Origin of the sequence: Faecalibacterium butyricigenerans (assembly GCF_020687345.1) — a bacterium.
Lineage (GTDB): Bacteria > Bacillota > Clostridia > Oscillospirales > Ruminococcaceae > Faecalibacterium > Faecalibacterium butyricigenerans.
In genome coordinates, this window is sequence record NZ_JAJEQL010000001.1 from 24,525 (window position 1) to 43,661 (window position 19,137).

The window sequence follows — 19,137 nt, forward strand, 5'->3', positions numbered from 1 at the left end:
CCTCCTTACCAGATACTGTCGCTGTCGCTGTAATAGTCATCCGACACAGAGCTGGTATCGTAGGCCACCGTGTCGTCCTCCTGCAGACCGCTCTTGATCTGGGTGTAGCTGTCGTCGCTGACGCCGGTCTCGACCTTGACGTAGACATAGCCCTCCGGAGCGTCCATGTCCTCCACAGCGTTGGCGGCGCTGGGCGATTTTTTCGTCACCAGCACATAGCCGCCGCGGATGACAGCGGCGTTGGGCACAACGAGGGCGTTGCTGGCCTCTGCCACGACGATCTCTGCATTGGCGTTCATGCCGGGGCGCAGGCCGTCGGTCTCATCGATGCGGATGGTGATGGGATAGGTGGTGGTGCCGCCGCTGGAGCTGCCCTTCATGGACACGCGGGTCACGGTGCCCACATAGGTCTTGTCGGTGACGGCGTCGGCGGTCAGCTGGACCTTCTGGCCCACGGAGAGGGAGCTGATCTGCAGCTCGTCCACGTTGATGACCATTTCCAGATAGTTCAGGTCATAGATGACGCAGAGGGTGCTGCCGGAGGTGAGGGCCTCGCCCTGCTGTGCGTCCTTCTCGATGATGGTGCCGCTGATGGGCGAGGTGATGATGTAGTTGGACATGGTATCCTGTTGGTTCTGCATCGAGATCTCGGCGCTGCGCAGGGTCTCAGAAGCAGACTGGATGGATTCGGTCAGGTCGTCGCCCGACAGCTCGATGAGGATGTCGCCCTTGGTGACGTCGTCGCCCTCCTGCACATTGATGGAGGAGACCGTACCGGCAGCGGGAGCGGTCAGGGTGCGCTCTGCCTGATAGGCAAAGGTCGCGGAGGCGATGGAGCTGACACCGTTGACGTTGGCAGTCGCTGCCTGTGCGGTGGTCAGACCGCCTGCATTGTTGACGCGGATGGTGACGGTGCGCACCAGCAGGTTTCCGGTGCTCAGCTCATCGGTACCGGTGACGGCGGTGATGGTGCCCTTCAGGCTCTCGAAGGTGCCATCCAGCACCACGTCGGCGCTCTGGCCCACCGAGAAGTTGGCGGCGTCGGCTGCGGGGAACTGCAGGCTCAGCATCATCTTGGAGCTGTCGCGGATGACCGCCACCTCCTGACCGCTGCTCACCTCGTCGCCCTTGGCGACCTTGAGGCTGCTGACGGTACCGTCCACCTCAGCGTGGACGAACTGGCGGTCTACGGTCTTGTCGTAGCTGCGCTGGGCCTGCTGCAGGGCGATGCTGGCCTTTTCCAGATTGGTGGAAGCGTCCGAGCTGTCGATGGTGTAGAGCACATCGCCCTCCCCCACCTTGTCGCCCTCCTCAATATTGCTGGTGAGGATCTTGCCGTCCACCAGCGACTTGACGGTATAGGTATTGGCCGGGTTCAGGGTGCCGGTGCCGCTCAGGGAGTTGGAGACATCCTGACGGGTGGGGGTCGTCTCGGTGTAGGTCACATCACGGCTCGCAGCGCCCCTGCTGCCGCCGCCCACGACCAGCACGACGGCCACTACCAGCACGACAGCCAGCGGGGCAAGCCATTTCCAGTTTTTCTTGGCGAATGCGGCTGCGCCGGACGAGGTCTTTGCCTCCGACGCCTCCCCAGCGGACTGGTTTGCTGCATCCTTTTTCTTTTTCCAGATCATGCTTTTCCTCCTATGGTAGGCAAACGGGCATACGATCCCCTTTGCACAAAAAATCTGTTATTGGTAGTGTATCGCATTTTGCCGAAATACACAAGCGTCCAAATTTCATTTCACCCATTATTTACAAAATATCCGGTCATTTTTGCGCAAAAAAAGACACCTGCAAGGCTCTTTGCAGAGTCTTGCGGGTGTCTTCATTCCTTTTGACCGGTCAGGATGCTGTGTCGGCCTCGCTCTGCGGGGCCAGCTTCACATACACCCCGGCAGGGACACAAGCCGCCCATGCGCCCTCCTCGCTCAGCCAGCCAAACTGCTCACAGACATGGTCCGGACACTGGCTGTCCTGAAACGCAACCGCGCCGTCTTTCACCTGTAGATGGACGACATAGCCGCCCACCTCGTACAGGTAATCGTAGTCCTTGTCCAGTGGCAGCACCTCGGTGATGCCGTCGCCGAAATCCACGACTGCTTCCAGCGGTTCGGCCTTGCTGCGGGGACGCAGCAGCCAGAACAGCAGGGCTGCGGCCGTCAAAACGACGGCGGCGAAGAGGAGGTTCGCCTTCCAGCTCAGGCGCTTTCCGCCTTTGGCCGGTTCAGGCTGCTTGCGGATGCTCATGCAGCGTAGTCGCTGGCAGCAGCACCGGCGATGCGGCCAAAGACGGTAAAGTCGGCCACAGCGTTGCCGCCCAGACGGTTTGCACCGTGGACGCCGCCAGTCACCTCACCGGCTGCGAACAGGCCCGGGATGACCTCGCCGTTCTCGTTCAGCACCTCGGTGTTGGGGTTGATCTTCAGACCGCCCATGGTGTGGTGGACGCCTGCAGTGACCTTGATGGCATAGTAGGGAGCGGTGTTCAGGGGGTTGGCGAAGCTGGTACGGCCAAAGTCGGGGTCGTTCTTTGCCTCCACATAGCCGTTCCAGTTGTTCATGGTCTCAGCGAGAGCAGCCTCATCGACGCCCATGGCCTTGCCCAGCTCCTCGTAGGTAGCACCGGTGACGGTGTAGCCCTTCTTGATGTAGCCCTGAATGACGCTGGAGTTGTCGGCCATCGCCTGATCGACGACCAGCCAGCTGTAGCTGCCAGTCTGAGCGATCTCAGCAGCAGAGACGACGTCGCGGGTGCCGACCTCGTCGATGAAGCGCTTGCCCTCGGCGTTGATGAGGACCGCGCCGTCGCCGCGCAGACCCTCGGTGATGAGGGCAGCGGTGTTGGCCTCAACGGTGGGGTGGATCTGGATCTGGTCCATGTCCACGGTAGCAGCGCCGATGGCCTCTGCCATCTCGATGCCCTGACCCTGGATGCCAGCGGCGTTGGTGGTCATGAAGCCCTTCAGCTCAGGCTTGTACTTGACGACCATATCGAGGTTTGCGCCGAAGCCGCCGGTGGTCAGCACCACAGCCTTGGCGTTGATGGTGACGGTCTCGCCGGTAGAACCGGTGGCCTTGACGCCCACGGCAGCGCCGTTGGCATCGGTCAGGATCTCGTTGGCGGTGGTGTTCAGCAGGATCTGAACGCCAGCCTTCTTGCAGTTCTCCTCCAGCAGGGGGATCATGTAGGAACCGACGGAGACGACCTTGCCCTCGTCGTTCACAGGGCGATGGATGCGCTTGACGGAGGCGCCGCCGAAGCTGGAGACGTTGTGCAGGGTGATGCCGTGCTCGTCCAGCCAGTCGATGGCGTCAGCAGAGTTTGCACACAGAGTCTCGACCAGAGCAGGGTCGTTGATGCCCTTGCCGCCGATCATGGTATCCAGCTCCATCAGCTCGACCGAGTCGAAGTAGCCGGTGGGGTTGGCCTGATAGGCAGCCCACTGCTCGGAGACGGTCTTTGCCAGAGCGGTGATGGTCTCGTTGTCAGCATACTTTTCAGCAGCGGTCTTCAGGGTCTTCTCGACACCGGCAGACTCGCCGAACTCGTTCTCATCCTGATACACCGTCTTGCCGGCGTTCATGCCGCCGGTAGCGCGCACAGAGTTGCCGCCCACCATAGGCTGGCTCTCGAGGATGACGACGCTCTTGCCCTCCCCGGCAGCGGTGATGGCAGCGGTCATGCCTGCGCCGCCTGCACCCACGATGACAACGTCAGCGTCAACGGTGGAGTCCTCGGCCTTGGTCTCGTCGGCCTTGACCTCGATCTTATAGTCGTCAGCATTCAGGCCGGCGGCAGTCAGAGCAGCGGCTGCTGCCTCCTTGATGGCGTCAGAGGTGATGGTCGCGGTGGACACGCCGTCCACGGCGATGCTGCCGGTCTCAGCGATCTGAGCGGGCAGCTGCTCCAGTGCCAGCGTACCGATGCCGGGGGTCTCATCCTTGCCCTCAGCGATGCAGTCGGTGATCTTGCCGTCTTCCAGCGTCAGGGTAACGGTAACGTCGCCGCCCATGCCCTTGGCAGTGCCGGTGAAATCGCCGGACACCCCTGCGGAGGTAGACTTCGTGCCGCAGCCATAGCCGAACAGGCTGACTGCGATGACAGCCGCCATCGCCAGTGCAGACACGCTCTTCTTGATCTGAGCTTTCTTCATGTTTTTCCTTCCTTGTTTGCTTCGTGGTTTGTTGGTGTGAACATATATCAGCATAAAAAGGGGGCTGCCCTTTTACAAGCAGCCCCCTCTGCCGAACTTAGAAAGTGGTTCAGGCGTTGGCCTGTGCAGCAGCGACAGCGCAGGCGACGGTAGCGCCGACCATCGGGTTGTTGCCCATGCCGATGAGGCCCATCATCTCGACGTGTGCAGGCACAGAAGAAGAACCTGCGAACTGAGCATCGCCGTGGACGCGGCCCAGCGAGTCGGTCAGGCCGTAGCTGGCGGGGCCGGCTGCGACGTTATCGGGGTGCAGGGTACGGCCCGTGCCGCCGCCAGAAGCGACGGAGAAGTACTTCTTGCCGTTCTCGTTGGCCCACTTTTTATAGGTGCCGGCGACCAGATGCTGGAAGCGGACGGGGTTGGTGGAGTTGCCGGTGATGGAGCACTGGACGTCCTCCTTCTTCATGATGGCAACGCCCTCCATGACATCGTTTGCGCCGTAGCACTTGACGGCTGCGCGCTCACCCTCGGAGAAGGGGATCTCCTTGACGACCTTCAGGGTCTGGGTGGGGATGTCGTACTCGGTCTGCACATAGGTGAAGCCGTTGATGCGGGAGATGATGTAAGCGGCATCCTTGCCCAGACCGTTCAGGATGACGCGCAGGGGGGTCTTGCGGACCTTGTTTGCGGTGCGGGCGATGCCGATGGCACCCTCAGCAGCGGCGAAGGACTCGTGGCCTGCGAGGAAAGCGAAGCAGGTGGTGTCCTCGCTCAGCAGACGAGCGCCCAGATTGCCGTGGCCCAGACCGACCTGACGCTGCTCAGCGACAGAGCCGGGGATAGTGAAAGCTTCCAGACCTTCGCCGATGGCGGCTGCGCACTCGGCAGCATCGGTCAGGCCGCGCTTGACAGCGATGGCGGTGCCCAGAGTGTAGGCCCAGACAGCGTTATCAAAGCAGATGGGCTGCACACCGCGGACGATCTTGTCGCAGTCGATGCCCTTAGCGAGGAGCATCTCGTTGCAGGCGTCCAGAGACTCGAGGCCGTTGGCCTTCAGGCATGCCTCGATCTTCGGCATGCGGCGATCCATAGATTCAAAAGTTGCCATGAGTTGTTCCTCCTCTCTTATTCCTCACGCGGGTCGATGTACTTGACAGCGCCCTGATCCTTGCTGAAGCGGCCGTAGGTACCCACGTTCTTCTCGTAAGCCTCGTTGGGGGTCTTGCCGTGACGGATGTCCTCCATCATCTTGCCCAGCTTGACGAACTGATAGCCGATGACCTCATCGTTGGAATCGAGAGCCAGCTTATTGATATAGCCCTCGGTCAGCTCCAGATAGCGGACGCCCTTCTCCTTGGTGGAGAAGATGGTGCCGGTCATAGAGCGCAGGCCCTTGCCCAGGTCGTCCAGACCTGCGCCGATGGGCAGACCGTCCTCAGAGAAAGCGGTCTGGCTGCGGCCGTAGACGATCTGGAGGAACAGCTCGCGCATTGCCACGTTGATGGCGTCGCAGACGAGGTCGGTGTTCAGAGCTTCCAGAATGGTCTTGCCGGGCAGGATCTCGCCTGCCATAGCAGCGGAGTGGGTCATGCCGGAGCAGCCGATGGTCTCCACCAGAGCTTCCTCGATGACGCCGTTCTTGATGTTCAGAGACAGCTTGCAGGTGCCCTGCTGAGGTGCACACCAGCCCACACCGTGGGTGTAGCCGCTGATGTCCTTGATCTCATAGGCCTTGACCCATGCGCCCTCCTCGGGGATGGGAGCCGGACCATGCTTAGGACCTTTGGTGATCGGGCACATATTCTGTACTTGCTGCGAATAGGTCATAATCATACTCTCCTTTTGACAAATTGATGTCACACGGCCGGGGCTTCTCTCCCCTGCCGCCTTGCATTGACCGGGCTGCGCCGCTCTCTTTTCAGCGCTCCTCCCGGTACTACCACGCACAGTTTTATTATAGAGGACGACGGCGCAATTTGCAAGCTATTTCTGACAAATTTTTCGCAATCTTTTTGTTATTTTCGTTTTTCCTCGAAAGAGCGTTTCTCAGTTCGGCTTCTTCGGGCGCTCTGGCTGCACCGGCGTGACGGCCCAGATACAGGCAAAGCCTGCCGCCGCACCCGCGATGGCGAGGACGTGCCTCCCCGGCCCGAAGCCCCAGAAATTGGCGATAAACGGGAACAAAAGGCTTCCCACGCTCTGTCCCAGCGCCAGAAAGCCATAGTTCACTCCGGCGTGGGGCAGGCCGAACAGGTCGGTGGAGAGGGCGGGCAGCACTGCCGCCAGCGCCGAGTAGCAGAAGGTCAGCCCTGCGTACACCCCTACGACGGCCCATCCACGGGCTGACCAGAACACCACCGAAAGCCCCAGCGACGCGCTGAAGAGGATGAGGTCGGTCGGCCGCCGACCAATTTTGTCGCTGAGCAGGGGCATCAGCAGCCGCCCGGCCGCGCTGCCCACGCTGCCCAGCACCACGGCCCAGAGGGCGGCGCTCTCGTCCAGCCCCCGCTCCATGCCCAGCTTCAGGATGATGGGGCTGAACAGCAGCACCGCCGGGGTGGAAAAGCAGACCGCTCCGGCGCAGAGCCAGTACTGGTGTGTGCCCAGCATCTGCCGGGGCGAGAGGTCGAGGGATGGTGCGGCGTCCCCCTTTCCCTGCCCGCCGGGCCGGGGCTTTTCCGGCGGAGGGTCGGTGAGGAGAGCGCTCCCCGCAAGGCAGACCGGAAGGGTCAGCGCCCCCAGCGCCCAGAAGGCCCCTCGTATCCCCTGCACCGGCCCGAAGCCCCGCAGCGCCGTGCGGACGAAGACGGTGAGGAAGGCGCCGCTCAGGCCCACCGCGCCCCCGATGACGCCGGTGGCAAGGCCCTTCCGCCCCCGATACCACTTCTGGGCGCAGGACTGGATGGACGGATAGAGGAAGGCAGTGCCGAGGCCCGCCGGGATGCTGAACACCCCAAAAAAGAAGCTCCCCTTCCCGGCCGGGAGGGCCGCCGCCCCAAAGAATCCGCCGCAGAGCAGCCCCGTCCCCCAGAGGGCCGCAAAGCGAGGCCCCCGCTTGTCCTGCAAAAATCCCCCGATGACGCATCCGACGCCGAAGGCCGCGATGAGCACCCCGAACGCATAGCCCGCCCCCTGCTCACTGAGTCCGTATTCCTCCATGACCGGCTTCTGGAACACGCCCCACGCAGCGGGCAGGCCGGTCAGCACCTGTATCGCCGCCCCTGCCGCCAGGATGGCCCAAGGTCTTGTTTTCTGCATTCTTTGCATCACCTCAAAGAATAGTGTGTCCTTTTTGATTGACAAAAAGACAGTATTCTTTATAATTAGAAGGGTATTATATAGCAATTCAACTTTTTAATGCAACAGCAACAGCGTTGAATTGCATATCGCAAATATGCTGTTTGACTGTTGCACTAATTTCTTGACTTGCGATAAAAATCATCTCTCATGTTGCGCTGTCGTGTGTCCTGACCGCAGGGCACTCCCGTTTCTGGTTCAAGTAAGCTTGTGCGTCCCGCGCAGGCCTTGCCGACACGCCAGTGGCTCCCCCTTTGGGGGAGCTGTCGCGTCAGCGACTGAGAGGGCTATAAAGAGAGGACATACACTATGAAAACTCAGGCCTTAAAAGGGATGCGTGACCTTCTGCCCAACGAGCAGACCCTGCGCGACTACATTCAGGGCAAGATCCTCGAGACTTACCGCGCATCCGGCTTCGAGCGCATCTCCACCCCCATGCTGGAGGATATGGAGAACCTCGACAAGTCCGACGGCGGCGACAACCTGAACCTCATCTTCAAGGTGCTCAAGCGGGGCGACAAGCTCACCGCTGCCCTGAACTCCGGCGACCCGAAAGAGCTTTCGGATATGGGCCTGCGCTATGACCTGACCCTGCCCCTGAGCCGCTTCTACGCCGCCAACAAGGACAAGCTCCCCCACCCCTTCAAGGTCATCCAGACCGACCGCGTCTTCCGCGCCGAGCGCCCCCAGAAGGGCCGCCTGCGTGAGTTCGTCCAGTGCGACATCGACATTCTGGGCGACGAAAGCCCCAACGCCGAGGTCGAGCTGATCGACGTGACCACCCGCGCCCTGCTGGGCATCGGCTTCGACGGCTTCACCGTCAACATCAACGACCGCCGCATCCTCCGCGGGATGCTGGAGAGCATGGGCTTTGCCGCCGACACGCTGGACTCCGTCTGCATCACCTTCGACAAGATGGATAAGATCGGTGCCGACGGCGTCAAGGCCGAACTGCTGGAAAAGCAGCTGCCCGAGAGCGCTGTCAACGCACTGGCCGACTTCATCGCCGCCGGTGAGGTGACGCTGGACGCCGTGGCCTCCCGCTGCGCCGACCCCGCCATCGCCGACGACCTGAAGTATGTCCTCGCCACCGCCAACGCCATGGCCGCAGGCCGCTATCAGGTGGCCTACTGCCCCAGCCTCGTGCGCGGTCAGGGCTACTACACCGGCATGGTCTTCGAGATCACCTGCCCACAGTTCAGCGGCGCAGTCGCCGGCGGCGGACGCTACGACAACATGGTGGGCAAGTTCCTTGGCACGCAGGTGCCCGCCGTCGGCTTCTCCATCGGCTTCGAGCGGGTCTGCGGCATCCTGCTCGAGCAGGGCTACCAGATCCCCGGCGCAAAGCAGAAGATCGCCCTGCTCTACGGCAGGGACGCCGACTTCACCGCCGTCCTGAGCCGGGCCGCCGCCCTCCGCGAGACGTACAACGTCACCGTCCTGCCGCAGGGCAAGAAGCTCGGCAAGCAGCTGGGCCAGCTGGAGGCAGCCGGCTTTGCGGGTGCCGCCTTTATGGACAAGGACGAAGTGAAGATCTTCTGATCATCCCGGATACAGCAAAAGCGGCAGGCCCGACGGTCTGCCGCTTTTTTGTTTTGCTCTTATGCGCCGAAGACGGCGGTATAGTCCGCCTTGAACTTCTCGATGCCCTGATCGGTGAGGGGGTGCCTGGTCATCTGCTCGATGACCTTGTAGGGCACGGTGGCGATGTCCGCACCGGCCAGCGCACACTCGGTAATATGGATGGGGTTGCGGACAGAGGCCGCAATGATCTGCGTATGGATGTCCGGGTAGTTGGCGAAGATCTCGCTGATGGTGCGGACAAGGTCGATGCCCGGCTGGCTGATGTCGTCAAGACGGCCAAGGAAGGGGCTGACGTAGGCCGCGCCGGCCCGTGCGGCCAGCAGGGCCTGATTGGCCGAGAAGATAAGGGTGCAATTGGTGGGGATGCCCTTGGCGCTCAGGGCCTTGATGGCCTTGAGGCCCTCCACGGTCATGGGGATCTTGACGACCATGTGCTTGGGGTCGAGGGCATAGATGGCCTCTCCCTCCTTCACCATCGTCTCCGCGTCGGTGGTGGTGGCCTTCACCTCACCGGAGATGGGGCCGTCCACGATGGAGGCGATCTCCGCCAGCGTCTTGGCGTAGTCCTTGTGCTCCTTTGCGATGAGGCTGGGGTTGGTGGTGACGCCCGAAATGACGCCCATATCATTGGCCTTGCGGATCTCGTCCACATTTGCGGTATCGATAAAGAATTTCATACAGGTCCTCCCTTCGTTCTTCGTGAGAACATTTCTGCCCTTATTTTACTACACTTCCGGCAGAGAGAAAAGAGTCCCCTGCAAATTTTACGTCTTTTTTGCGTTGGGGTATACCCGCTCCATCCGGGCATTGTCGAAGTGCTCGTCGAGGAAGACGTCCAGCCGGTTTGCCGGGGCGAGACCGCTGGTGCGGGCGTCGTAGCGGGCCAGCGCCAGACCGGAAAGCCCCATGTTCACGGCCATGAACACCGTCAGCACCACCGTCATCCACGGCAGGATGTGCTTTTTGAGCTTTGCCATCAGCTTTGCGATGAGGGGGTAGCCGTACCGGATCCAGACCACCGCCGCGATGCCCCAGAAAAAGCAGTAGAGCAGGTTGACACGGCCCCCCAGATTGAACTTGAAGCCGCTGTAATCCCAGAAGATGACGCCGAAGAGCAGCTCGCCCACAGCGCTGCAAAGATACTCATACACGCCGCCCAGCACAAAGCCGAAGAGGAAGATGGAGCGGTCGCTCCGCTCCTCGCTGCCCCGCAGCAGGACAGCCGCCATGACCAGCGCCAGCCCCCACACCACGCTGAAGGGGCCCCACACAAGGCTCGAGCGGCTCATCCAGACCCCCGCCGTCACCCGGCAGAAGAGCGTCTCCACCACATCGCCGAGGAACGCGCCGATGACGAAGAGCCAGACGAGGTCGCCGAAGCTCAGAGCCTTCTCGGCCTGCACCGTCGGCTCGGGCCGGACAGCAGTCGGATAGGCCTTCTGGATACGCTTTTCCACATGGGCGATGAGCCGCTGGCGCAGCTTGTCCGAGTGCTTTTCCAGCTCAAGGTTGAACTGTTCCAACTTCGGGTGGCTGGCGGCGTACTGGTTGACGGCCAGCGCCGTACCCAGCTGGTCGAGGACAGCGATCGTCATCATGACCCAGACGCCCACATGCAGCAGCCATCCCGGCAGAAGGGCGCAGAGGCGCAGCAGCAGGCCGTTGCCCCATAGGACGCTGGCCATGCCCAGCAGACCCCAGAGCACCGAATATTGCAGGCAGACATAGCCGTCCAGATTGAACTTCTTGTCCGAGTAGTCCCACCAGCGGCGGCGGTGCACCCGCTCCAGCAGCTTGGCCGTCACCCACTCCACCACGGTGGCGTCCGCCGCACAGCCGAGAAAGAGGGCCAGCGGGGCCGAACGAAGGTCGGCGAAGCCCACGGCCATCAGCACAGCCGCCGTGCCGTAGACGAAGCAGAATGGGCCGGACGCCACGCCACGGTTGACGAAGGCACGTCCTTTCACCGTCGCTGCCACCGTTTCGGCCACCCAGCCGAGGAATGAATAGACCAGATAAATGACACAGAGGGTATAAAAATTCAGCTCCATTGCGTGTTTCCTTTCCCATATGAATGGTTACAGGGATATTGTACGCAGTTTTTGCTTCCCGCGCAAGAGGAAGGCAGAATTTTCACGCAAAAAGGCCGCCGAAAGACAACCTCTCCGTCTGCGCCTTTGGCGCAGCCACCTCCCCTATCGAGGGGAGGCCTTGGCAGGGCGGAAAGCCTCATCTCTTCGCCAGAGGCTCCCCTACAAGGGGAGCTGTCGAGCGACAGCGAGACTGAGAGGTTGTACTTAGCAGCGGCCTATATTTTATAAGGGTAAAGCGCTCAGGCGCAGCTTACAGCTGGCTCTTGTACAGCTCCATGATCTCCTCCACGCTGGTGTCGCGGGGGTTGCCGGGACGGCAGGCGTCGGCATAAGCGGACTCGGCGAGGAACTGGATGTCCTCCTCCTTCAGGATGCCGTGGAGATTTGCGGGGATGCCCACATCCGCAGACAGCTGCTTGACGGCGGCGATGGTGGCATCTGCTGCCTCGGCGTCGTTCATCTCGTCGATGCCCACAACGCCCATCGCCTTACCGACGGCGCGGTAACGCTCACCGGCGACGGTCTTGTTGTACTCCAGACCGACGGGCAGCAGGATAGCGCAGGCCACGCCGTGGGGGGTGTCGTACAGAGCGGACAGACCGTGTGCCATGGAGTGGACGATGCCCAGACCCACGTTGGAGAAGCCCATACCGGCGATGTACTGGCCCAGCGCCATGCCCTCGCGGCCCTCGGGGGTGTTCTGGACAGCGCCGCGCAGGTTCTCGCTGATGAGCTTGATGGCCTCGAGATGGAACATATCGGAGATGACGCAGTGGCCCTTGGTGATGTAGCCCTCGATGGCGTGGGTCAGAGCGTCCATACCGGTGGCGGCGGTCAGGCCCTTGGGCATAGAGGACATCATATCGGGATCGACGACGGCGATCTCCGGAATATCGTTGGTATCGACGCAGACGAACTTGCGCTTCTTCTCCACGTCGGTGATGACGTAGTTGATGGTGACTTCAGCTGCGGTACCGGCAGTGGTGGGCACTGCGATGGTGAAGACCGCGTGCTTCTTGGTGGGAGCAACGCCCTCCAGAGAGCGGACATCAGCGAACTCGGGGTTGTTGATGATGATGCCGATGGCCTTTGCGGTGTCCATCGAAGAACCGCCGCCGATGGTCACGATGCAGTCTGCCTCAGCGGCCTTGAAGGCGGCCACGCCGTCCTGCACATTGGCGATGGTGGGGTTGGGCTTGATCTCGCTGTAGACGGCGTAGGCGAAGTTTGCAGCATCCAGCAGGTCCGTGACCTTCTTGGTGACGCCGAACTTGATGAGGTCGGGGTCGGAGCAGACGAAAGCCTTCTTGTAGCCGCGGGCTGTCAGCTCGGGCACGATGTTCTCGATGGCACCGTGGCCATGGTAGGAAATGGTGTTCAGAACGATACGATCAGCCATTGGTAATAAACCTCCCAATTTTGCGTCCCGCCGGGCGGCAGGCACGACTCTCTTTGCTTCTACTTTACCACTTTGTTAAAACATTTTCAATGTCATTTCTTATGATTTTCATGAAATTTTTATACTTTTTTGCATTTTTGCAGGAAAAGTGAACAAAGTCCCAAGCTTGCAGACCGCAAAAAGCGCCCTCCGGTGTGATTCCGGAGGGCGACTTCTGTATGTATTCGATTTTTAAATTCTTCGACGTTTAGACAACTGCCCGTGTTTCTTCGTTGGAAATCACGACCATCAACTCATGTGCACCGGTATCCTCGTTCGTTATTACAAGATAGCCATAGCTTCGATCAGAATAGTCCACACGATTCTTGTCAGCCACCTCTTTTAACTTACCAGTGACATCTTGAACGATTTCGCCCCAGTTCGGGTCGCCCTCATAGATTCTCCATGCCAGAGCAATATAGCTGTCATCATTATATTGTTTAGCTGCTTGTTTTACATCCTTTTCGAGTTCATCGGTCAGTTCAGCACTGTAAGTCAGCCTCTTGTAGCCCAATGTCTCCATCTTTGCAGTAAAGCCATTCTCAAAGTCCTGAACACGGGACTTATTGATTGTCACGGTCTGGCCATTTACTTTAATAGAGCCGCCACCACCGCCTCCGCCGCAGCCGGTGAGCAGGGTCAGGGCGAGGGCGCTGGCCAGAGCCAAAGCCATCAATTTTTTCATGATTTTCATATCGTTTCCTCCTCAGATTTTGAGAATTTGCAGAAGAGCGTTTCTGCTGTTTCCGATTCTACCCCCCCCTGTATCCATTTGTCAAGTTGTTCGGCTCTCAAAAGCCATATTTCGTCCTGTTTCACAAAGGCAGACTCCGTATTTTATCACAATATACAAAAAACACGGCAGATGCACATTAAAATGCATCTGCCGTGTTCCGCTCTAAGTAACTCTTTATTTCTGTGCCCCTTCGCCCGCGAAGAACTCCTTCGTGAGCTTTGCCACCGTGCCGGAGAGCAAAAGCAGGGCGATGAGGTTCGGGATGCTCATCAGGCCGTTGAAGGTGTCGGCGATGCTCCACAGCAGCCCGAGGTCCACTGTCGCGCCCAGAATGGACACGAAGGAGTAGACCACGAGGAACGGCCCGACCACCTTGTCGGTGTGGAACAGGAACTCGATGCACCGGGAGCCGTACAGGCCCCAGCCGATGATGGTGGAGAACGCGAAGCAGCAGAGCGCCACTGCCGTGAAGATGGACGACCAGCCGCCGTAGGTGGCCGTGAAGCCGGAGATGGTCAGTTCCGCGCCTGCCGCGCTGCCGTAGCCCACCGGCACGCCGCTGCACAGGATGACCATGGCGGTCAGGGTGCAGATAACGATGGTATCGGCAAAGACCTCGAAGATGCCGAACATTCCCTGCTTGACCGGCTTGTGGGTGTCGGCGCAGGCGTGGGCGATGGAGCCTGTGCCGAGGCCGGCCTCGTTGGAGAAGATGCCGCGGGAGACGCCCTTCTGCATACTGAGAAAGACGCTGCCGATGGCACCGCCGGTGACGGCCTGCGGGTCGAATGCACCGCCGACGATGGAGGCAAGGACCGCCGGGAAGCGGCGGTAGTTGAGCGCCACGACGCCCAGCGCCAGTACAATGTAGAACAGCGCCATAAAGGGCACCAGCTTCTCAGTGACGCTGCCGATGCGCTTGACGCCGCCCAGCAGCACCATTGCCACCATCATGGCCACCACGATGCCCACGATGAGGTTGAGGGTGGGCAGGATGCCGTTCAGGCCGCTGCCGGTGGCCAGCAGGGCCGAGTCGATGGCGGTGACGATGGTGTTCACCTGCGTGGCGTTGCCGGTGCCGAAGACGGTCAGCACGCCGAACAGGGAGTAGAGGACCGCGAGGAACTGCCACCGGCTGCCGAGGCCGTTCTTGATATAGTACATGGGGCCGCCCACAAGCTCACCGTTCTTGTTCCGCTCGCGGAAGTGCACCGCCAGCGTCACCTCGGCGAACTTGGTGCACATCCCCAGCAGAGCCGAGCACCACATCCAGAACACCGCGCCCGGCCCGCCGATGGCGATCGCGCCCGCCACGCCGGCGATGTTGCCGGTGCCGACGGTCGCAGCCAGCGCAGTGCAGACCGCCTGAAACGGCGTCATTGCGCCGTCGGAGGCATCCTTCCTGCGGAAGATGCGTCCGATGGTGGTGCGGATGGCATAGGGGAATTTCCGGATCTGCAAAAAGCCGGTCCGCACGCTGAGCAGCAGGCCCACGCCAATGATGCAGACCATCGCCGGGATGCCCCAAATGAAGCTGTTGACCGCCTGATTGACGGCTGTGATGGTTTCGAGCATGATAGTTTACGCCTTTCTTTGGAAGCTGTTTTTGTAAGCGGTGTGCAATGCTTACGAAAACGGCTTCCTGATTTTAACACAACGAAAGATATTTTATCTCATTCCACACGCTCTGTCAATTTCTCCGAACCGTGAAATCTCCGTGCCCCGGATGAGAGTTTGTTGAATTCGTTTCATTCCAGCATATAAAAATCGGATGCAATTCTTATGCATCCGATTTTTATATGATATTGCTCTGCGCTCAATAGACATAACCCTTTGCTGCGTAGTCATTCAAATCGACGCGGAACACCGTCCAGCCTTCCGCATTGCGGTACATTCCCGGAGCAATTTCCGTATACCCCACATCCCTGCCATTTGCAATCAGGGCCATCTGGTTATATTCTCCTGCATTTCCTATTACTGTCAGGTCTCCCAGCACGGAATACGCCTTTTTCACCCGGAGTCTTTGGTTGTTCATGTTGATGGTATAGTAGTCCATCCAATACTGAATCTTATCCGTGTCGGTATAATCGATCGCAGCGAGTTCATCATCTGTGTATATTCCTTTTACACAAACGATTACTTCATTGATTTCTGTATTCGAACCTCTTGTCATCAGAAGTTTTTCCAGATTCGCGTAATACCGTTCCGGAGATTCCGTGATGGTCGCCGCCTTTGCAGCTCGAATCGCTTCCACCTGCGTTTTTGTTGTCGGGTAGCCTTGAGCTGCATAATCTGCAAGGTCGATGCGAAGCCTGTATTCTCCACCGATTTTCACAAAACCATTTCCCAGAATTTCTGCCCTGGTCTTTGAATCTGCCATTTCTTCTACAGCATCCGTATAATTACTCTTCGCCAGAACCGTTGTCGGCGAACCCACCGGAAGCAAATCACTTATATAATAGGCGGTTTCTTCGTTTCCTATTCTATATTCAACATAGATAGTCGGACCGCTGATTTTTCCCTGCTGAGCCTTTGCATCGAACTCACTTTGCTGCAAATAATCTGTATTGCAAAAGCCAACCGCACCCGTCAGGGTCACTTCCGAAGCGCCCTCATTTTCCTTTACAATATTCCCGAAGACCTGTTCTAGATAAGAATAATACAGTTTTCCTCTCGCCAGCACCTCTTCATCAGAGTATACAGTATCCGCGTATGCTGACAGCGGCGCAACCAGCATAGCAATCAGTAAAAAAGATGCTATGATTTTTTTGCACTTCATCATAAATTCCTCCCAAAGCCGCACACTTCAACGATTTTAGCTAAGTATAGCACCTAGACCTGATGTGTCAAGCCAAACTTTCGGCTGCAATATTTCTTTGCTGTTCTTAACTGCAAAAATACTACACAAACCGCACGGGTTGTGCTATGATAAGGGTGAAATTTCGGTTTGGCACTGCCAACCGCAAGGAGATGTCATTGATGTCTGAAACATCTGGTCTGATGGATACGCTGCGGCAGGAGGGGGTCTCCCCCGACCTGCTGCGGGCTGTGGAAGAATACCGCGCCGCCCACCCGCTGGCCGAGGCCCTGCGTCCCCGCATCCCGGCCCCTGCTTTCGTCTACTACGGCAGAGAGGTGTGGGAGCAGGCGCTGGCCGCTCTGCTCTGCGGCGAGAACCTGCTGCTGGCGGGCGGCAAGGCCACTGGCAAGAACGTGCTGGCAGAGAACCTTGCCGCCGCCTTCGGGCGTCCCGCGTGGGACATCTCGTTCCACGTCAACATGGATGCAGCCTCCCTCATCGGCATGGACACCTTCGAGGGCGGACAGGTAAAGTTCCGGCCCGGCCCGGTCTACCGCTGCGCCCAGAGCGGCGGCTTCGGCGTGCTGGATGAGATCAATATGGCCAAAAACGAGGCGCTGGCCGTCCTCCACGCCGTGCTGGATTTTCGCCGGGCCATTGATGTGCCGGGCTACGACCGCATCCCGCTGGCCGAGGAGACCCGCTTCATCGCCACCATGAACTACGGCTATGCAGGCACCCGGGAGCTGAACGAGGCGCTGACCTCCCGTTTCGTGGTCATCCAGATGCCCACCATCACCGAAGAGAACCTTGAAAAGCTCCTGCGCACCCAGTTCCCCGACCTGAACGGCAAATACGTCCGGCAGTTTGCCCTCCTCTTCCTCGACTTGCAGAAAAAGTGCGACAGCGCGGAGATCTCCACCAAAGCCCTCGACCTGCGCGGGATGCTGGACGCTCTGCGCCTGATGCGCCGGGGCGTCGCCGCCGGGGCTGCGCTGGACATGGGCATCACCAACAAGGCCTTCGACTCCTACGAGCAGGGCCTCATCCGGGACGCCATCGCCGCCCGCATCCCGGCCCAGCTCACCGCCGCAAAGCTCTTCGGCTAAAGGAGCATTCCGATGGAAGCGCAGAGCTACACCGCCGAAGAGCGGCGTGCCGCCAATCAGGTGTGGGCGGCGGCAGGAGCCTACGGCTTCGAGCCGTTGTTCCTTGCCCGCAACACCGACGGCACCATTGATTTTTACATGAACTGCATCGTGGGGCTGGTGCACAAATACTACGGCGACGCGCTGGTGCGCAGCCTCTTCGACACATGGGAGGGCGACCTCCGGCAGACCATGCTGGACGATCTGAGCTGGCTCTACCTCGAAAGCGCGGCTTACGCCCTCGAGCTGCCCGGCCGCCCGGTGCTTTCGGCCCTCCGCCGCGCCCACGCGGACTATTTTTTCGGCATCCAGTACAAGCTCTCGCGGCAGGAGTGGATGGCGAAAAACCAGCTGGTCTACTCCATGCAGGCTGCACGCTGGCGGGCCGTGCAGGGCCGGACGCCGCCCGTCATGACCCCCTACGAAAAGAGCCTCAGCGCTGCCCTCAGCCCCGAAACGCCCCCTCGCCCCGAGGAGCTGAAAGCCGCGCTGCTGGCCGTCTACGCCAGGTTCGAGCTGTTCGACGGGACGGTGCACCAGAAAGCCGGGCTGCACCTCCACTTGGACGGCCTGCTGGCGTCCCTCATGACCCGCACCATGCCCACCCAGATGATAAAGACCGACCGGGTGACGGTGGAGCACTCCGGCGCGGTGGATGCCTCCGGCGGCGGTGTCCATGCGGACAAGCGGCTGGCCCACATCACCCTGCGCCAGCGCGCCGAGGAGGACCGGGCCTACATCGAGAGCTGCTTTGGCCGGTCGCTCTACCCGCCCGAGCGGCTGCGGAAGGCCGAGCAGGAGCTTTGCACCGGCGAGCATCTGGGCTGTCATCTCTGGTTCGCCTCCGGCGTGCCCAGCCCGGAACAGGCCCCCACCCCCGAGGCAAAGCATCTGGCCGAGCAGGCCCAGCTTCAGGCCGAGCGGAACCGGGCCTATTACGCGAAAAACCTTGAGCTTCACCGCAGCGTCGTGCTCCGGCTCTCCGAACAGATCCGCAACTGCATCCTCGTCCACCAGCAGCCCAACGCCCGGGTGGCCCGCAGCGGCAGTCTCGACCCCGGGCGGGTCTGGCGCACCGTCATGGACGATGGCCGGGTGTTCCGCTGTGCAGAGGAGGAGAATCATCCCTCCTTCACCGTTGATCTCCTGCTGGACGCCTCGGCCTCCCGCCTCCACTGTCAGGAGGTCATCGCGGCGCAGGGGTCTATCCTTGCCCAGAGCCTCGCGGCCTGCGGCATCCCGGTGCGGGTGAGTTGCTTTTCCAGCCTGCGAGGCTACACCGTCCTCCGGGTGCTCAAGGGCTTTAAAGAAAAGAGCCTGCAGGGCATCTGCCAGTATTTCGCCTCGGGCTGGAACCGGGACGGTCTGGCTCTGCGTGCCGCAGGCGACCTCATCGACTTCGACCCCGGCCCTGCCGCACGCCACCTGCTCATCCTCCTGACCGACGCCTCCCCCAACGACAGCCGCCGCATCCCGCCCTCTCCCAACGACCCGCTGGGCCGCGATTACGGCGGGAGCGCAGGCGTGGAGGATGCCGCCGCCGAGGTGCGGGCGCTCCAGCGCAAGGGCCTGCGGGTCTCCGCCGTCTTTATGGGCGAGGACTCCAGCGCCGCCGATGCCTCCCGCATCTACGGCAAGAACATGGCCCGCATCCGGGGGATGGACCAGCTGGCCCGCGCCGCCGGACGGCTCATCCAGAACGAGATCCGGGAGCTGGGCGACTGAGCTTCTTATTTATAAAGAGAGCCTGCGGGGCCGCTGTGCAGTTGTATCTGCTGCCAGCGGCCCCGTATTTTTGTTGTCGCATACAACCATCTTGTTTTGTTTCGTGGGAAAGATAGAAAGTTTTCTGGTTTTTCGGCAAACTTATAGTTGTATTTTGTC

Annotated in this window: 15 protein-coding genes; 3 read left to right on the forward strand and 12 right to left on the reverse strand. The window is 60.3% G+C overall.

Annotated elements, in window-relative coordinates; translation table 11 throughout:
* Positions 1 to 5: 5 nt before the first annotated feature.
* The 6 genes from LKD23_RS00135 to LKD23_RS00160 all read right to left on the reverse strand — a co-directional run bounded on the left by LKD23_RS00135 (position 6) and on the right by LKD23_RS00160 (position 7,415).
* The gene (locus tag LKD23_RS00135) at positions 6 to 1,634 is read right to left on the reverse strand and encodes an RND family efflux transporter (RefSeq protein WP_227619783.1); all 1,629 of its coding nucleotides are present in this window, start codon (positions 1,632 to 1,634) and stop codon (positions 6 to 8) included.
* 211 nt (positions 1,635 to 1,845) lie between these two features.
* Positions 1,846 to 2,250 (reverse strand): NusG domain II-containing protein, encoded by a 405-nt coding sequence (locus LKD23_RS00140; RefSeq protein ID WP_227619784.1) that lies wholly within the window; start codon positions 2,248 to 2,250, stop codon positions 1,846 to 1,848.
* Positions 2,247 to 4,157, reverse strand: a complete 1,911-nt coding sequence (locus LKD23_RS00145) for a flavocytochrome c (RefSeq protein ID WP_227619785.1) — start codon at positions 4,155 to 4,157, stop codon at positions 2,247 to 2,249. The genes LKD23_RS00140 and LKD23_RS00145 overlap by 4 nt, the downstream gene beginning before the upstream one ends.
* Before the next feature lie 109 nt (positions 4,158 to 4,266).
* On the reverse strand, positions 4,267 to 5,265 hold the full coding sequence (locus tag LKD23_RS00150) for a GGGtGRT protein (protein WP_227619786.1): 999 nt from the start codon (positions 5,263 to 5,265) through the stop codon (positions 4,267 to 4,269).
* A gap of 17 nt (positions 5,266 to 5,282) precedes the next feature.
* Complete coding sequence (locus tag LKD23_RS00155; protein WP_227619787.1) at positions 5,283 to 5,984, reverse strand: iron-sulfur cluster assembly scaffold protein; 702 nt, start codon at positions 5,982 to 5,984, stop codon at positions 5,283 to 5,285.
* A 219-nt stretch (positions 5,985 to 6,203) separates the two neighbouring features.
* Positions 6,204 to 7,415 carry an MFS transporter gene (locus LKD23_RS00160; protein ID WP_227619788.1) on the reverse strand — a complete coding sequence of 404 codons (1,212 nt, stop codon included), beginning with the start codon at positions 7,413 to 7,415 and terminating at the stop codon, positions 6,204 to 6,206.
* A 348-nt stretch (positions 7,416 to 7,763) separates the two neighbouring features.
* Here LKD23_RS00160 and hisS point away from each other — a divergent pair, with 348 nt between their 5' ends.
* Positions 7,764 to 8,996 carry a histidine--tRNA ligase gene (gene hisS, locus LKD23_RS00165; protein WP_227619789.1) on the forward strand — a complete coding sequence of 411 codons (1,233 nt, stop codon included), beginning with the start codon at positions 7,764 to 7,766 and terminating at the stop codon, positions 8,994 to 8,996.
* A 59-nt stretch (positions 8,997 to 9,055) separates the two neighbouring features.
* On the opposite strand, the gene fsa is transcribed toward hisS, so the two are convergent.
* The 6 genes from fsa to LKD23_RS00195 form a co-directional block, all read right to left on the reverse strand.
* Complete coding sequence (gene fsa / locus LKD23_RS00170) at positions 9,056 to 9,715, reverse strand: fructose-6-phosphate aldolase (protein WP_227619790.1); 660 nt, start codon at positions 9,713 to 9,715, stop codon at positions 9,056 to 9,058.
* Positions 9,716 to 9,802: 87 nt separating this feature from the next.
* Positions 9,803 to 11,089 (reverse strand): putative ABC transporter permease, encoded by a 1,287-nt coding sequence (locus LKD23_RS00175; RefSeq protein WP_227619791.1) that lies wholly within the window; start codon positions 11,087 to 11,089, stop codon positions 9,803 to 9,805.
* 292 nt (positions 11,090 to 11,381) lie between these two features.
* A complete protein-coding gene (gene fucO, locus LKD23_RS00180; protein WP_227619792.1) occupies positions 11,382 to 12,530 on the reverse strand; it encodes a lactaldehyde reductase in 1,149 nt (382 codons plus the stop codon).
* Positions 12,531 to 12,777: 247 nt separating this feature from the next.
* A complete protein-coding gene (locus LKD23_RS00185; protein ID WP_227619793.1) occupies positions 12,778 to 13,263 on the reverse strand; it encodes a hypothetical protein in 486 nt (161 codons plus the stop codon).
* A 216-nt stretch (positions 13,264 to 13,479) separates the two neighbouring features.
* Complete coding sequence (locus tag LKD23_RS00190) at positions 13,480 to 14,880, reverse strand: alanine/glycine:cation symporter family protein (RefSeq protein WP_227619794.1); 1,401 nt, start codon at positions 14,878 to 14,880, stop codon at positions 13,480 to 13,482.
* A 241-nt stretch (positions 14,881 to 15,121) separates the two neighbouring features.
* On the reverse strand, positions 15,122 to 16,087 hold the full coding sequence (locus LKD23_RS00195) for a hypothetical protein (protein WP_227619795.1): 966 nt from the start codon (positions 16,085 to 16,087) through the stop codon (positions 15,122 to 15,124).
* A gap of 197 nt (positions 16,088 to 16,284) precedes the next feature.
* Here LKD23_RS00195 and LKD23_RS00200 point away from each other — a divergent pair, with 197 nt between their 5' ends.
* Both LKD23_RS00200 and LKD23_RS00205 read left to right on the forward strand, forming a co-directional pair.
* A complete protein-coding gene (locus tag LKD23_RS00200) occupies positions 16,285 to 17,214 on the forward strand; it encodes an AAA family ATPase (protein WP_227619796.1) in 930 nt (309 codons plus the stop codon).
* Positions 17,215 to 17,226: 12 nt separating this feature from the next.
* The gene (locus tag LKD23_RS00205) at positions 17,227 to 18,978 is read left to right on the forward strand and encodes a vWA domain-containing protein (protein WP_227619797.1); all 1,752 of its coding nucleotides are present in this window, start codon (positions 17,227 to 17,229) and stop codon (positions 18,976 to 18,978) included.
* The last annotated feature ends 159 nt before the right edge of the window (positions 18,979 to 19,137 follow it).